The sequence below is a fragment of the Streptomyces violaceusniger Tu 4113 genome (assembly GCF_000147815.2).
GTDB lineage: Bacteria > Actinomycetota > Actinomycetes > Streptomycetales > Streptomycetaceae > Streptomyces > Streptomyces violaceusniger_A.
In genome coordinates, this window is sequence record NC_015951.1 from 184,286 (window position 1) to 198,154 (window position 13,869).

17 protein-coding genes and 1 pseudogene are annotated in these 13,869 nt (G+C 67.4%); 11 read left to right on the plus strand and 7 right to left on the minus strand.

The window, feature by feature from the left end:
• The first annotated feature begins 628 nt into the window (after positions 1–628).
• The 9 genes and pseudogenes from STRVI_RS44500 to STRVI_RS44540 all read left to right on the plus strand — a co-directional run bounded on the left by STRVI_RS44500 (position 629) and on the right by STRVI_RS44540 (position 6,734).
• Entirely contained in the window at positions 629–874 is a 246-nt protein-coding gene (locus STRVI_RS44500) for a hypothetical protein (protein ID WP_014043611.1), read from the plus strand.
• A pseudogene (locus STRVI_RS55430) lies at positions 871–1,141 on the plus strand (hypothetical protein). The gene STRVI_RS44500 and the pseudogene STRVI_RS55430 overlap by 4 nt, the downstream one beginning before the upstream one ends.
• Before the next feature lie 144 nt (positions 1,142–1,285).
• Complete coding sequence (locus tag STRVI_RS44505) at positions 1,286–1,903, plus strand: hypothetical protein (protein WP_014043612.1); 618 nt, start codon at positions 1,286–1,288, stop codon at positions 1,901–1,903.
• Positions 1,900–2,253, plus strand: coding sequence for a hypothetical protein (locus tag STRVI_RS44510; protein WP_014043613.1), 354 nt, complete (start codon positions 1,900–1,902; stop codon positions 2,251–2,253). Before STRVI_RS44505 ends, STRVI_RS44510 begins: the two co-directional genes overlap by 4 nt.
• Positions 2,254–2,368: 115 nt before the next feature.
• Entirely contained in the window at positions 2,369–2,500 is a 132-nt protein-coding gene (locus STRVI_RS55845; RefSeq protein WP_014043614.1) for a hypothetical protein, read from the plus strand.
• A 41-nt stretch (positions 2,501–2,541) separates the two neighbouring features.
• A protein-coding gene (locus STRVI_RS44520) for an IS3 family transposase (protein WP_435532644.1) occupies positions 2,542–3,734 on the plus strand; the annotation gives its coding sequence in 2 pieces (ribosomal slippage) (positions 2,542–2,806 and positions 2,806–3,734; 1,194 coding nt in all).
• 315 nt (positions 3,735–4,049) lie between these two features.
• Positions 4,050–4,861, plus strand: a protein-coding gene (locus STRVI_RS49695) for an IS5 family transposase (protein ID WP_435532645.1) whose coding sequence is annotated in 2 segments (ribosomal slippage) — positions 4,050–4,373 and positions 4,376–4,861 — 810 coding nt in all. Because the reading frame shifts where the segments join, the coding sequence is not laid out codon by codon here.
• Between the two features lie 139 nt (positions 4,862–5,000).
• Positions 5,001–6,230 carry an MFS transporter gene (locus STRVI_RS44535; RefSeq protein WP_014043619.1) on the plus strand — a complete coding sequence of 410 codons (1,230 nt, stop codon included), beginning with the start codon at positions 5,001–5,003 and terminating at the stop codon, positions 6,228–6,230.
• Between the two features lie 321 nt (positions 6,231–6,551).
• On the plus strand, positions 6,552–6,734 hold the full coding sequence (locus STRVI_RS44540) for a hypothetical protein (RefSeq protein ID WP_014043620.1): 183 nt from the start codon (positions 6,552–6,554) through the stop codon (positions 6,732–6,734).
• Between the two features lie 250 nt (positions 6,735–6,984).
• Here the strand turns inward: STRVI_RS44540 and STRVI_RS44545 are convergent, their stop codons facing one another.
• Positions 6,985–7,629, minus strand: a complete 645-nt coding sequence (locus tag STRVI_RS44545) for a hypothetical protein (RefSeq protein WP_251983023.1) — start codon at positions 7,627–7,629, stop codon at positions 6,985–6,987.
• Positions 7,630–8,069: 440 nt separating this feature from the next.
• Here STRVI_RS44545 and STRVI_RS44550 point away from each other — a divergent pair, with 440 nt between their 5' ends.
• Positions 8,070–8,834: an exonuclease domain-containing protein gene (locus STRVI_RS44550; protein ID WP_014043622.1), complete on the plus strand. Its 765-nt coding sequence runs from the start codon at positions 8,070–8,072 to the stop codon at positions 8,832–8,834.
• Here STRVI_RS44550 and STRVI_RS44555 read toward each other — a convergent pair.
• Positions 8,829–9,464, minus strand: a complete 636-nt coding sequence (locus STRVI_RS44555) for a response regulator transcription factor (RefSeq protein ID WP_014043623.1) — start codon at positions 9,462–9,464, stop codon at positions 8,829–8,831. The genes STRVI_RS44550 and STRVI_RS44555 overlap by 6 nt on opposite strands.
• Positions 9,464–10,597 (minus strand): sensor histidine kinase, encoded by a 1,134-nt coding sequence (locus STRVI_RS44560; protein ID WP_014043624.1) that lies wholly within the window; start codon positions 10,595–10,597, stop codon positions 9,464–9,466. The genes STRVI_RS44555 and STRVI_RS44560 overlap by 1 nt, the downstream gene beginning before the upstream one ends.
• Positions 10,598–10,729: 132 nt before the next feature.
• On the opposite strand from STRVI_RS44560, the gene STRVI_RS44565 reads away from it, so the two are divergent.
• Positions 10,730–11,386, plus strand: coding sequence for a DedA family protein (locus STRVI_RS44565; RefSeq protein WP_014043625.1), 657 nt, complete (start codon positions 10,730–10,732; stop codon positions 11,384–11,386).
• A gap of 8 nt (positions 11,387–11,394) precedes the next feature.
• On the opposite strand, the gene STRVI_RS52340 is transcribed toward STRVI_RS44565, so the two are convergent.
• The 4 genes from STRVI_RS52340 to STRVI_RS52345 all read right to left on the minus strand — a co-directional run bounded on the left by STRVI_RS52340 (position 11,395) and on the right by STRVI_RS52345 (position 13,810).
• A complete protein-coding gene (locus tag STRVI_RS52340; RefSeq protein ID WP_014043626.1) occupies positions 11,395–11,799 on the minus strand; it encodes a hypothetical protein in 405 nt (134 codons plus the stop codon).
• Positions 11,786–12,091 carry a hypothetical protein gene (locus STRVI_RS44575; protein ID WP_150112977.1) on the minus strand — a complete coding sequence of 102 codons (306 nt, stop codon included), beginning with the start codon at positions 12,089–12,091 and terminating at the stop codon, positions 11,786–11,788. Before STRVI_RS44575 ends, STRVI_RS52340 begins: the two co-directional genes overlap by 14 nt.
• Before the next feature lie 260 nt (positions 12,092–12,351).
• Positions 12,352–13,401 (minus strand): hypothetical protein, encoded by a 1,050-nt coding sequence (locus tag STRVI_RS44580; RefSeq protein ID WP_014043627.1) that lies wholly within the window; start codon positions 13,399–13,401, stop codon positions 12,352–12,354.
• Positions 13,402–13,585: 184 nt separating this feature from the next.
• Positions 13,586–13,810 (minus strand): hypothetical protein, encoded by a 225-nt coding sequence (locus STRVI_RS52345; RefSeq protein ID WP_150112978.1) that lies wholly within the window; start codon positions 13,808–13,810, stop codon positions 13,586–13,588.
• Positions 13,811–13,869 lie beyond the last annotated feature (59 nt).

Below are 13,869 nucleotides of genomic sequence, written 5' to 3' on the forward strand. Positions count from 1 at the left end.
ACCTGCCTGGGGCCCGGTCGCCAGCCGGTCCGAGGCCACACCGTCATGGAGTCGGCGGGCAGCAAGCTGACCGCAGTGATCACGACGCCTTCTCCGCGGCGATACAGGGTGCGACCACGGCAAGGGACCGAGCGCTCCAGCGCCCAGGTCCGCCATGGGCCGGCCCGACCATCACTCCGACCACGGCAGCCCAGGCAGCACGTTGCCTCAATGTGACCGGTGGTCGGGGCTGATGGTCGCCCGCGTGGTCCGCAGGTGCGGTACCTCCATGGACCCCACTCGTCTTCGCATCCCGGCCCCCGCACCTGGCGACGAACCCGACAACGTCCACCAGCTCCAGCAGCGCTGACCCTCCGGTCGCTCCGCCCGGTCCTCGACCACCCCGTGATCCCGGGTGAGCGAGGACCGGACAGGCCGACTGGCCACCATGCACCACCGTGCCCCGCCGATGACCCCGATACCGGCGGGGCACGGTCGTGCTGTCCACCGACGTCTGGAGGAACAGCCCGTGCTCATCCCCCGACCGCGCCGCCGGATCGGCCGCCCACGCCCGCAGCGTCCCGGCCCCACTGCATGACCTCCCCGGCCACGCACCGTCTGGCCGCCTGATCCGAGAGGACACCAGCCAATGAGCACCGCCACCCTTGCCGCCTTCACCGAGCCGGACCGCCCCAAGGATCTGCTGATCCGGTTCATCACGGTCGGTGGCTCGTACGTGGACGTCACCGGCCCCGGTCAGCACTCCGATAAGAACCGCTGGAACTGCCACGGCTGCGGCGACTCCTCCGACCGGCCGGAGCAGGACTACCTGTTCCGCATCCGGCCGGACGCCAACGGCCACGCCGCCGCCTGCCGCGCCATCCCGCTGAGGTGACCGCCCGCCGTCTGCGCGCCGCCCTGCTGCTCGCCGCCGTCCCGCTGGCCGCGGCGACGGCCGGCCCCCGCGCTCAAGGCCACCCGCCTCAAGCTCTACCCCGACCGGCACTGCATCGAGATCACCGCCCGGCCCCGGCCCAACTGCCCGCACTGCCACGGCGAGGGCGGCTGGTGGACCGGCGGCGCCTTCCCCGAGATGGAGGCGTGTGGGTGCTGGGCCGACCGGCGCGAGCTGCGCGTCCGGCTCCTGCCCGTCCCGGCCTAGGACGAGCCGCCGTACTGAACACCTGCGCCCCCGGCCGGAATCCAGCCCGGGGGCGAAGGCTCACGGGGCGCCCGCAGCATCGGCAAGAGGCCGGCCGCCCCGAACACCCTGCACCCCGAATCCGAGATGAGGAGCACACCCAGCATGACCGATCGCATCCGCGCCATCGAGGGCCTCGCCCTGGTCGCCACCCTGACCGCCGTCTTCGACGGGGTCCATCCCCTGGGTGACCAGTTCGTGCAGCGGGCGCACGACGCGTCGACCAAGGCGATGCACGGCTCCCACCTTGTCTACAAGAGCGACGGCTCCCCGGTGGAGGAGAACCCCTGGCGGCACGGCAAAGAGGGCCGCACCTGCACCGCCAGCGCCTACGGCCGCCGCTCGGTGAGCCGACACGTCGCCAGCTACAGCGCCGTGCAACTGGCTTCCACCCTCGCCGTCACCCGCACCCTGGGCTACCGCGTCCCCGCGGCCGCACTCCTCACCGGCGCCGCGATCAACGCGATCACCCACGGCATCATCGACCGCCGCGACCCGCTGCTCTGGCTCGCGGAGAAGACGGGCAAGACCGGCTACATCAAGCACGCCACCGTCGTCCGCAAGGCCGGAGGCGAGGGCACCGAGTACCCCGAGTCCGTCCATGACGTCTCCGGGCCCGGCACGGCGCTGATGGAGCTGGACCAGGCGGCCCACCGCGCGATCGGCGTCGCCGCCGCCCTGGTCACCACCTGGATCACCCTGCGCAAGGGCAGCCGCCGGTGACCCCCGTCACCCGCACCCGGCTGGAGCGCGTCCGGGCCTCCGCCGGGATCGCGATGCTCGCTCTCCAGCAGATCGAGGACGAACTCGCAGTAGACGACGTCACCGCCCAGGAGCTCGCGGAGATCGTGCGCGAGTTCCACCGCGAAGCCGACCCGCAGCAGGGCCTCTTCGGCGCCCTGGCGCAGCTGCTCACCGTCGCAGCCCGGACTGCTGAGCGGATCGAGCCCGATCACGATGGCGATGCGTCGTGCCCGCTGCACGAAGCGGCCGCGCTCATCACCGACAACGCCGGGCTCCGGGCCTACTACGCCACCCGTGCTCTCGACCCGCAGGGAGAACGCGCCCCGTAGTCCGGTCGGTCTCCGTCGGCCCCGCACCCCTTTGCCCTGGCGCGAGGGTGCGGGGCCGGCGGTTTCCGCCCGGCCACCCCGGTCCGGCGCCCTTCCCCGAAGGAGAAGCACGAGCATGACCACCATCACCCGGCGCGGCCTGTACGAGCGTGCCGTGAGCCTGTTCGGCCGCCGTATCGCCTACAGCAGCACCACAGCGGTCAACGAGCGGCTGGGTGAGCTGTACCGAGATTTGTGGAGTCCCTGATGCCAGGGTTACCTTCCTGGCGAAGGAGAACCACCAGCACCATGGCAGCACCCCGTAAATACCCCGATGAGCTCCGCGAGCGCGCGATCCGCGAGGTCCGCGCCACCGGTCGGCCGATCGCCCACGTCGCGAAGGACCTGGGCATCCACAAGGAGGCCCTGCGCGGCTGGGTCCGCCAGGCCGAGGCCGACCGCGGCGAACGCGACGACCGGCTGACCACCGCCGAGCAGGACGAGCTCAAACAACTCCGCAAAGAAGTAGCGGAGTTGAGGCGGGCGAACGAGATCCTCAAAGCCGCCTCGGTGTTTTTTGCCCAGGAGATCGACCGTCCCCGGACGAGGCCGAGCAGGTGATAGACCACCTGCGTGACAGAGGTCTCGGGGTCGATCCCGTCTGCCGGGTGCTGGACCTGTCGCTGTCGACGTACTTCGCCCGCAAGAAGCGGCCGAAGTCGGCCCGCCGGCTCCGCGACGAGCAGCTGATGCCGCTGATCGAGCAGGTCCACGCGGAGTCGGGCGGCACCTATGGCGCCCGCCGGATCACCCGCGCTCTTCGGCGCAAGGGCCACGAGGTGGCCCGCTGCACCGTCGAGCGGCTGATGGCCGAGCTCGGCATCGAGGGCGTCATCCGTGGCCGGCGGCGCCGCACCACCATCCCGGAGCCGTCGGCACCCCGCCCGCCGGACCTGGTCGACCGCGACTTCACCGCCTCCCGGCCCGACCAGCTCTGGGTGGCGGACATGACTTATGTCCGCACCTGGTCCGGCTGGGCATACGTGGCATTCGTCCTGGACGTGTACTCACGGATGATCGTCGGCTGGCAGGTCGCGAACCACATGCGGACCGAACTCCCGCTGGACGCTCTGGAGATGGCGCTGTGGAGACGGAGGATCAAGAAGGACTCCGGCCTCATTCATCACAGCGACCGCGGGTCGCAATACGTGTCAATTCGGTATACTGACCGGCTGTCCGACATCGGCGCCTCAGCGTCGGTCGGCTCGGTCGCGGACTCGTATGACAACGCGATGGCCGAGGCCCTGAACGGCACCTTCAAGGCCGAGCTCATCGAGATGCAGGACCCCTGGAAGGACGTCGACCAGGTCGAGCGGGCGATCTTCCAGTGGATCACGTGGTACAACGAAGAACGCCTCCACTCCGCACTCGACTACGTACCGCCCGCCGAGTACGAGCAAGCCTTCTGGCAGAGCCAGGAGCAAGTCCCGCAGTCCGCCTGAACCATCAAGATCGGACTCTACGAAAGTCGGGGCAGCTCATGGTGGAGGGCGGCGCGGGGTGGACCGCGCCGCCCGGCTTGCATCACCGAGATTGCCGGTCAATCGGCCCCAGTTGCCAGGAGTGGCGGCAGGTTGAGGGGTTCGTGGGACGTCCCACTCGTTGACCTGCTGGGATATCGCCTCACAAGACCTACCGCTGAGACGTGGGACGGCGGAAGTCGGCGGTAGGAAGCTGGCCCTAACAACGGCTAACACAATGAGGTAGATCGCTTCTGGTTGCCGTGTCCGGGGCGGGAGCTGAGCGTTCGGTGCGGTGTGGGGACATCGGCGTGGATCGTGTCGGATGAACTGTGGGACTGCCTGGAGCCGCTCCTGCCGCAGCGTGAGCGCAGGTTTCGCTATCCCGGCCGCAAGCCGTTGCCGGACCGGGAAGTGCTGTGCGGGATCTTGTACGTGCTGCACACAGGGATCCAGTGGGAGTACCTGCCGCAGGACTTGGGTTTCGGCTCGGGCATGACGTGCTGGCGCCGTCTGCGGGACTGGAACGAGGCCGGCGTGTGGCAGCGGCTCCACGAGTTCCTGCTGGCCGAGCTGAACGCGGCCTCACGGCTGGACTGGTCCCGCTGCGTGGTCGACTCCTCCCACGTCAGGGCGCTAAAAGGGGGCAGCACACGGGCCCGTCGCCGGTCGACCGGGGGCGAGCCGGCTCCAAACACCACTTGATCACCGACGGGCACGGCACGCCGCTCGCGGTCCTGCTGACCGGCGGCAACCGCAACGACGTCACCCAGTTGCTGCCGCTGCTCGACGCGATCCCGCCGGTCCGCGGCCGGGTCGGCCGTCCCCGCCGCAAGCCGGACTCGCTGTTTGCCGACCGCGGCTACGACCACGACATCTACCGCGACCAGGTCCGCGCCCGCGGCATCGTGCCCGCGATCGCCCGCCGCGGCACCCTGCACGGCACGGGACTGGGCACCTACCGCTGGGTCGTGGAGAGGAGTTTTGCGTGGCTGCACGGCTTCCGACGTCTGCGCATCCGATGGGAACGGCGAGCCGACATCCACGAAGCGTTCCTCAAACTCGCCTGCTGCCTCATCACCCACCGACAACTCAACTCACTGTGCTGACCGTTGCGATGGCCAATGTCCTGGCAAGAATGCGACATCAAAGCGGAGCGCGAGGGCGCTGTCGCAGTTCCGCCAGCCGACCAGGGACACAGCCTGCTGAGCTGTTCGCAAACGCACTGCCCATCACAGGACGGAGCTCATGTCCCCCACCACAACCAACCCAGTCGACGGCGCAGTTCTGCCAACCCAATCGCCACTGATCGGTTGGCTGGCCGTGGTCTCGGTGATGCTGGGAATCTTCGCGATTGTCACCACTGAGATCCTGCCTATCGGTCTGCTGACCTCGATCGGCTCCAGTTTCACCATCTCAGATGGTGTGGCCGGGCTGATGATGACCATGCCGGGTTTTCTCGCGGCGGTCTCTGCTCCTCTGGTCACTGTTGCCACGGCACGCATCGACCGTCGCCTGATGCTGTGCGTCTTCATGCTCCTGCTGGCCCTGGCGAATTTCCTTGCTGCTGCGGCACCCGACTACTGGCTCGTGCTGGTCTCCAGGGTCATGGTGGGGATCACGATCGGTGGGTTCTGGTCGATAGGCGCTGGGCTGGCCGAACGGTTGGTGCCGCCGGCCTCGGTCAGTAGGGCAACCGCCGTGATCTTCTCCGCTGTTCCGTTGGGATCCGTCCTCGGGGTACCGACCGGCACCCTCCTCGGAGATCTCGCTGGGTGGCGTATGGCATTCACGGTCATGGGTGCGCTGACGGCCGGGGTGCTGATCATGCTGCTCCTGGTCGTGCCCCCGCTACCTTCCGTCCAGGCCACCCGGCTGAGCGATCTCAGGGGCATGATCCGCAGTAGCAACACCCGCTTCGCGCTCCTGCTGACGTTCCTGATCGTGCTCGCCCACTTCGGGACCTACACCTATGTGACGCCGTTCCTGGAACAGGTCACCCATGCCGGCGACGGCCTGATCACCACGTTCCTGTTGATCTACGGCGCTGCCGGTATCCTCGGCAACTTTCTCGGGGGTGCTCGGGTGGCACAGCATCCGCGGACTGTCTTCGGCCTTGCGGCCGGACTCATTGCAGGGGCGACTCTTCTGCTTCCCACGGTGGGCCGCTGGGAGGCCGGTGCTGTTGCCCTGCTGATCGTGTGGGGCGTCGGCTACGGCGCAGTGCCGGTCGCATCGCAGACCTGGTTCTCCAAGGCGGCGCCGTCTGTCCCCGAAGCGGCATCAGTTCTGTTCACGGCTTCCTTCCAAGCCACGATCTCCATCGGCGCGCTTCTGGGGGGAATGGTCCTGGACCGCACCTCTCCATCCGCGGTCATGGTGCTCGGCGGCTGTATTGCGGTATTCGTGGCCCTGACAGCGGGAGCCCACTTCGCCAGGCGGCCCACCCGGCCAGGAAGCGCAGACGCGCCCGAGTAGCTCGGCGAGCACGGTCTCATCCGACACGACCACGCCGACGTCCCCACGCCGAGCCGAAACCTCGATTCCCGGCCCAGTCACGGCATACAAGGCCAACCCACCTCATTGTGTTAGCCGTTGTAAGGCGTGTCGCAAGGCGATTTTCGTCGATGGCTCACTGTGCGCCCGGTGCTCACCGAGCTGTCCGTGCCTGCTGTGTCTCAACCGCGCCTTGAACATGATCCCCGTCGGTGACCACGGCATCGTGGCCGAGCTGCCGAGCGGTGGCAGCTCCCCTGGGTCGGAAGAGGTAGGGCAGGGGCGGGCACGAGACCTCGCGTCATGGTTGAGCGCGTCATGAACGTCCTCGTCAGCGCGAACGTCGACTACCTGCAGCGCGCCGGAGAGGAACCGGACTACGCGATCGGCCACACCGACGCGCTGCCCCTCACCGGGAGCGACCAGCGCGATCGGCTGGCGCGGGCGCGCAGGCATCTGCGGTACGCCATCGAAACCAGCCGCTGACCCGCGCGTTGAGCGCACTCTGTGCCGCCCCGACCCCGCCACCTGCCGGGCCGGGGCGGTCGTAGTGGCCCCTCAACCGCGGGAGAGGCGAAGGGAGATAAGCGTCCTGGGCCTGCCCTACTACGAGGTCGACATCTCCATCAGGGGCACCAGCCGCCTTGCGCTCGACCGGGGACGGCCGCGGGGCAGTGCCTGTCGACAGGGTTCTGTCTACGAGGGCAGGTGATCCTGACGATTCGGCATCCCAGACTCAGTGGCTGGTGCTGCTGGCGTCGAGGATGTCGGTCTTGGCCGGAGGCCGCACATCCATCGGCTTGTCGAAAGCGCTGAACGATGTGGTGTTGTGATAGTCAGCGCCCTTGTAGACGACTTTGAGGATGTATGGCTTGCCTCCGGTGGCGATGTGAAAGGTGTATGAGCCTCCCTTGTCCGCCTCGTAGGTCACCACTAGTGCAATCGCCGGGATGCCGTTGATCTTGGCCGGTGTGCCCTTCGTCGCTGCCCCAAAAGAGGCGAAGTCCCAGGTGCATTTGGGAATCCCGCTTCCCTCTTCCGCTTCGCTGACGGGAGCCTTCACCCAGTGCTTCTGGTCCTTCGGGGCGGGCGTGTCCTGGCCTGACCAGCGTTCGAGGTAAGCGCGGTTGCCGTGGAGGTAGTCAGTTCCGCCGATGCGGATTTGCTCGAGGCGGGCACCTGTGGTCCAGGTCGTCTTGGACGCACACCTGTCTTTGAGATTGGTCGTCACGTGAGCGGAAGAGTCATCACCGTCAGTCACAACGGTGTTTGTGTCGATCGTCACCGACTTGAGTGCTTTCATCGCCTTGTTCGCGTTGTCGAGCATTTGCTTCGCAGAGAGTTTCTTCTCTGTGGTTGTGCCGTCGGCGCAGCCAGCCACGACAGTCCCCACCGTCAGGCAGGCCAGTAAAGCTGCCGTAACGGTTGATATGGATCGCATAAGCCCCCCAGGTCATGAACGATTCACATTACCGGATGGGCTAACGCAAAAGGTACTGACGTCGTGCCCGGCCACGAACACTGAAGCTCGGGAATCTGCCTAAGCCTTCAGAGCCCGCAGTGACGTGGCGTTGCGGTCGCCTCGCTCCTGACTCGCCGCGAGATACCGCTGGGCAAAACGGCTGTTCGCGTGGTTCAGCCGCACGCTCAACAACAGCGTGGTCAGGCCGACCGTCCCTGCGCAGGGCCGTGACCGTGCGGGATGCGCCACGACGACGCGTTCGTATACGAGACCACCCTCGCCAACAACGGCCACTTTTATCCCCGCACTGAATATGCGTCTCAAGCGTCTCGTCGAGGCATGGAGACAGGAGCCTCGCGATGAGGTGGCCCAGCGGGCCGATGGCGGCCTTCGACCTTGAGACAACCGGCATAGACATCGAATCCGATCGCATCGTGACTGCGGCACTCGTCTTCCTTGAGCCGGATGGGCGAGTGTCGGACGAGCGGACCTGGATGCTCGACCCCGGAGTGGTCATTCCTGAGGAAGCCGCGGCGATCCACGGCATCTCCACGGAGCAGGCTCGCAAGCATGGGGTTCCCGCCGGACCCGCGGTGGCAGAGATCAGCACGGCTGTCGCGCAGCTCCTGCGGGTCGGCACTCCGCTGGTGATCATGAACGCGCGCTACGACCTCTCACTTTTGGACCGCGAATGCCGGCGTCACCAGGTCGCGCCGCTGTCCGCGCGACAAGGGGCCCGGCTGCACCCAGTTATCGACCCCCTGGTCCTGGACAAGCATGCGGACCGTTACCGAAAGGGGAGGCGCACTCTTCAGGCGCTGTGTGCCCACTACGGGGTGCCGCTCGACAGCGCACACGACGCGAGGTCCGACGCCGTGGCCGCGGCGCGAGTAGCTCGCCGAATAGGCGAGGAACATCCCTCCATAGGGACCGTTGGGCTGGCGGAGCTGAGCGAAGTCCAGGTACGTGCAGCGGCGGCGCAGTCCGCCTCCTTGCAGAGGTTTCTTCGGCGCACGTCCGACCCCTCGGCGCGCATTGCGTCTGCCTGGCCGCTGATCCCCGCACAGAGGAGTGCTGAGGGACCGGCGAAGGAGAGAAGCGAGTCCATCGCGCCGCCGTCATGAACCCAGGTAATGGAGCACAGCCAGCATTCGGCGGCTGTAACCCGTGGTACCCGTCAGCTGGAGTTTCTCGAAAATCGCATTGATGTGTTTTTCTACGGCGCTCTGAGAGATGTACAGCTGCTGCGCGATGGCCGCATTGGTGTGTCCCTGGGCCATAGTGGCGAGTACCTCGCCTTCGCGCTCGGTGAGGCGCTGGAGTGGGTCTGTATGGCTGCTCCGTGCCAGGAGCTGACGTACCACCTCGGGGTCGAAAGCGGTCCGACCGGAGCCCACCCGTTCGAGGGCGTCAAGGAATTCGTCGATCTGTACCACGCGGTCTTTGAGGAGGTAGCCAATGCCTTCACCGCTGCCGGTCAGAAGCTCGGTGGCGTACCGCCGCTCCACGTACTGGGAGAGCACCAGGACCCCGGTGTCGGGCCAGCGGCGACGGATCTCCAGGGCGGCGCGAAGCCCTTCGTCGGTGTGGGTGGGCGGCATCCGTACGTCCACGACAACGGCGTCAGGCGGCTCCTGCGTCACCGCGGCCAGCAGCGCATCGCCGTCGCCGACGGCGGCAGCGATCTCATGGCCCTCGTCCGCGAGCAGGCGTGCGAGTCCTTCACGCAGCAGAGTCGAGTCGTCCGCGAGCATTACCCGCACGGCAGCTCCGCGATGATGATGGTGGGCCCTGCGGCGGGGCTGTCGACCGTGAACCGTCCGTCCAGGGCGGCGACTCGCCGGGCCAAGCCGAGGAGGCCGCCGCCGGTCGGGTCGGCACCGCCTGATCCGTTGTCCTCGATACGCACGACGACCATGCTGCCCTGTCGCATGACACGGACAGTGACGAGCGTGGCTCCGGAGTGCTTCGCGGCGTTGGTAACGGCCTCGGCGACCACGAAGTAGGCCACCGTCTGTATGACGGTGGTCGGTTCGCGGGGTAATTCACAGGTGAGGTGCACCGGGATGCCGGCCCGCTCTGCGACCGTCTCCAACGCCTCGGCGAGGCCTCCCTCGTCGAGCGCCGCGGGGAAAACACGCCAGGCGACTTCCCGCAACTCAGTCAGCGCCCGCTGGGTCTCCTCATGTGCCTGAATCAGCAGCTTCCCGGCCTTCTCCGGATCTGAGGTACGGCGGGAACGCCCCAGCAGCATGCCGAGCGCCACCAGACGCTGTTGGACGCCGTCGTGCAGGTCACGTTCGATCCGCCGCCGCTCGTCGTGCACGGCCTCGACCACACCTGCCCGGCTGGCCGAGAGTTCGCCGATCCTGACCTTGAGCAGCTCCCGGTCGCTCGGGCCCAGGAATCGCTTGGCCAACTGCGCGTCCAGCAGACCGATGCCATAGACACCCTGGACAGCAAGGAACAGCAGGAAAAGGCCGCCGAGCGCCGAAAGCAGTACGTCACCGGGGTGACTGATGTCGCTGAGAACAAACCAGCCCCACACCAGGAACGAGGCGTAGCCGGCGCCGACCAGGGCCACCAGGAGCACGGCTCCGCTGAACGCACCGAGGACCCACCGCAACGAGAGATAGGCAAAGGCGGAGCGGTCGGCTCGCGGCACGTCGAGCTCGGCGCCGTACCAGGTAGCCGCACGTCGCCGCCCAGCCTCGGCCAGCCAACGGGCTCCGCGGAACACCGGGGACTCGGCGCCGGCACGCTGGACCAGCGTGGCCAGCAGCCACAGTCCACCCATGACGACGAAGGCGAGCTCCACGGGGGCGGCCAACGAGCCCAAGACGACACCCAGTACGACTCGGAGCCAGCGGCCAAGGAGCATGCGCATGACGTGCAACCTAGTCGAGTAGCCGGTCGTGCGGGACTGCGGAAAACCGCACCGTTGCCCTGAGGGATCCCACCCCGGACTCTGTGGCCGTCCCCATACTGCGGAGACCTCGGCGTTTCTACCGTGAAGTACATGATCCTTATCGCTGCATCCGAGGTGCCCACCGGCGGTGTCGCAGGTTGGGCCGCAAGCCTGATGGAATCCGTCGGCGCCGTCGGCGCCGGGGTGGCAATCGCCTTGGAGAACCTCTTCCCGCCGCTCCCGAGCGAGGTGATCCTGCCGCTTGCCGGGTTCACGGCGAGTCAAGGAAGAATCAGTCTCATCGCGGCACTTGCGTGGACGACGGTGGGCTCCGTCGTGGGTGCCATCGCGCTGTACGCGATCGGCGCCCTGCTCGGCAGGGAGCGCATGATCGCCATCGCCGTTCGGATCCCCCTCGTGAAGGTCTCCGACATCCACCGGACAGAGGCATGGTTCTCACGGCACGGCACGAAGGCGGTGCTCTTCGGCCGAATGATCCCCATCTTCCGCAGCATGATCTCGATCCCGGCCGGCGTCGAGCGGATGCGCCTGCCTGTCTTTCTTGCCCTCACCACGGCGGGAAGCCTCACCTGGAACGCCATCTTCGTTCTCGCGGGCTACCTGCTGGGCACGCGTTGGCACCAGGTCACCGATCTCGTCGGCCTCTACTCCAAGGCTGTCTTGGGAGCTGCTGTTCTCGCAGTGCTCGCGTTTACCGCTGTACGCCTGCTCAGGTCGGGAAAGGGCGATCACCGGGCATCTCAATGACCTGGTCGTTACCGGTTGATGCGGGTTACCTCAAGGGATTGGGCGCCTGACTGGGCAAGACGCTGGTTTTCCAAGGTCAGGAACTGAACTTGCTGAGCCAACACGTTGATGCAGAATCGCAGCTCACGCACCTCGCGGGCGTGCTCCTGACGAAGCCTGCGCTCTACCGCCTTGAGGGCCTGGACTTCTTCCCTGGGAGTCGGCGAAGGAGCGGCTGCGTCTTCCAGATCGGCGACCAGCTTTCGGAACTCGGCTACAACGTGCGGGTGGCGGTAGGCGCTGGCTCTGCTGACGCCGGCTTCCATGGCGAGGGAGGCGACGGTGAGGGAACCGTCGCTTCGAGCGGGCTCCCCGCGGAGCAGGCGTTCGCAGGCTGCCTGTAGGGCTGCTGCGGTGGGTTTAGTCGTGGGCATGGTCGATCCCCTCGATGACCTTCGTGACGTCGCTGAGGTGCTGCCGTAAAGCTGTGCGCTGCAGGTCGGACAGCCCGACAAAGACCAGCGCACGTTCGGTGTCGTCCCGTGCCGCTTCCCAACCCCGTCGATGGCGGGTAGTGATGGTCGCATTCCCGCAACGATCGGGACGGCAGTTGTTGAGCATGGGCTGGTCCGCGCCGCCCATGGTCCGGCAGACGGCGGTCTCGGGCTGGTAGTAGCAGTCGTTCAGCGTCCCGACGTGCAGAGTGCGTGCCGATGTCTTGAGCATGGCATGGAGTCGGCGCTCGTCGACCACTCGCCCCGGGAAGTCCTCGACGAGGCTCCCTGGACGGGCTCAAGCCGCGTATAAGAGTTCGATCTCTCGCCGTCGATTATCACGGCGTAATAATCGACGGCCGGACGTCCTGCAGCAGGCGGCCACCCCGCCGTTGCTGACCCCCTCCTCCTGCCGGCCCTCATCCATCCCGACACCGACGCCGGCCTCACCAGCACCCTGCTCTGCACCAGGAACCGGAACCTCAGCTCCTGTTAGAACGGGCGGGCGTACGGGTGTTCTTTCACCTGGTCGTAGATCCTGCGCAGCCACGGTTCCCGGACCGCGGGGATCCGTGCCAGCGTGTGGAGGAACACGCCCCAGTCGGGCCGCAGCGGCTCCCACGGATGCTGCGGAAGCGGATCGTCGCGTTGGACACCGTCGGGGAGTCCACCTGTCACGGGGAGCAGGAGCGCTTCGCCAGGAAAGGCCAGTTGCTTCCATGCAGCAGCGGGCATGGGCACGGTCTTGGCGGTAGTGGAGGCGAGCCACCTCTCCCCCGTCTGTGGGTGCTGTGGCACCAGCAAAATGCGGCGCGTCGATTCCCGGGCCGGAAGGCCCGGTCCCGCCAGCGCCACAGTCTTCGCCGGCGCCGCAGTGGGGAGCAGCGCATTGAGTGCGTGGTCGAACGTATCCGTGATCGGGCCGTTGGGCAGAGCCACGGGTATGCCTTCTGAGGCTGCCAGCAGGTGTGCCAGCCCGGCTCCCACGGCCGCAGCCCACTGTGGGTTCCAACTGCCATCTGGGGCGACTGGCGATACAGCCTGCCACTTCTGCCATTCCCAACCGGTGATCCCGCCGGTGGGCTGGTTGTCGCGCAGGGCACGTACGGCGTTCGGGACGAACCACACCGCCTGCCACAGCGAACAGTCGTCTATACGGGTGGCCACCGGCTGACCGCACTGCGCGCAGGCGAGGTTCAGGCCGTCGCGCCCGTCCAGCCCGCAGCAGTAGCCGCCGCATCGATCAGGGATGAGGACCGTGCCGCGCGCATCACCGGGTGCGATGACGATCGCTCCCGGGGGACCGAAGGAGAGCGACGCTGGCGCGAACACGCCGCGAGCTGCTGCGTCGTCCTCGCTGATCTCACCCCACGGGCGCCACGGCGGCCCGGAGGGCTCCGAGTCCACGGCATACGTCCCGGGCTCCATAAGGACGGGGAGCAGTCGGTGGCCCCACTTCTGATGGGCGTGGACAGGCAGCGCGACCTGTGCGAGCTGGCTACTAAGGACAGCGTCGCATCCCGCACACACGAATACCGTCATCCACCTCCCCGCCTCTGCCACGCGGATTATCTCGGTCGCGCGTTCCATGGCCAACGGCTTTATCTATCGCCACGGGGCGTCGACAGGCAGTTGCGCGGGCGCACCGGAGCCGTCTTGGCCACCGATGCGCCGCCAAGCATCCCTCCCTGCCACCCTCGCCGACGTGCAGCTCGGCCGCCGTCTCCTACCCTGCGGCCACGCAGCCGACCTGGCCACCGCCGCCCAGCATCAGGCCCAGTTCGACGCGTAGGTAGTCGACGCGCTGCGCGGCGTCGACTCCCCCTCCCAGCCACTGCCTGAAGGACCTCTGCGCCGCGCCAAGCCTGGCCTGCGCCACCGGCCTGCGCCACCGGCCGGGGCGGAGCCGCAGCCCCTCCCACACCAAGCAAGGAAGGAGATGGGCCGTCAAGTCGCAATGCGAGTTCTACGAGGTAGACGTCCCGATACGGGACACCGCCAACCCGGCCT

Bases quoted from the DNA above. Each gene is read 5' to 3' on its own strand.
- STRVI_RS44500 (WP_014043611.1), top strand. From the start codon at position 629: ATGAGCACCGCCACCCTTGCCGCCTTCACCGAGCCGGACCGCCCCAAG.
- STRVI_RS44505 (WP_014043612.1), top strand. From the start codon at position 1,286: ATGACCGATCGCATCCGCGCCATCGAGGGCCTCGCCCTGGTCGCCACC.
- STRVI_RS55845 (WP_014043614.1), top strand. From the start codon at position 2,369: ATGACCACCATCACCCGGCGCGGCCTGTACGAGCGTGCCGTGAGCCTG.
- STRVI_RS44535 (WP_014043619.1), top strand. From the start codon at position 5,001: ATGTCCCCCACCACAACCAACCCAGTCGACGGCGCAGTTCTGCCAACC.
- STRVI_RS44540 (WP_014043620.1), top strand. From the start codon at position 6,552: ATGGTTGAGCGCGTCATGAACGTCCTCGTCAGCGCGAACGTCGACTAC.
- STRVI_RS44550 (WP_014043622.1), top strand. From the start codon at position 8,070: ATGAGGTGGCCCAGCGGGCCGATGGCGGCCTTCGACCTTGAGACAACC.
- STRVI_RS44555 (WP_014043623.1), bottom strand. From the start codon at position 9,464: ATGCTCGCGGACGACTCGACTCTGCTGCGTGAAGGACTCGCACGCCTG.
- STRVI_RS44560 (WP_014043624.1), bottom strand. From the start codon at position 10,597: ATGCGCATGCTCCTTGGCCGCTGGCTCCGAGTCGTACTGGGTGTCGTC.
- STRVI_RS44565 (WP_014043625.1), top strand. From the start codon at position 10,730: ATGATCCTTATCGCTGCATCCGAGGTGCCCACCGGCGGTGTCGCAGGT.
- STRVI_RS52340 (WP_014043626.1), bottom strand. From the start codon at position 11,799: ATGCCCACGACTAAACCCACCGCAGCAGCCCTACAGGCAGCCTGCGAA.
- STRVI_RS44575 (WP_150112977.1), bottom strand. From the start codon at position 12,091: ATGCTCAAGACATCGGCACGCACTCTGCACGTCGGGACGCTGAACGAC.
- STRVI_RS44580 (WP_014043627.1), bottom strand. From the start codon at position 13,401: ATGACGGTATTCGTGTGTGCGGGATGCGACGCTGTCCTTAGTAGCCAG.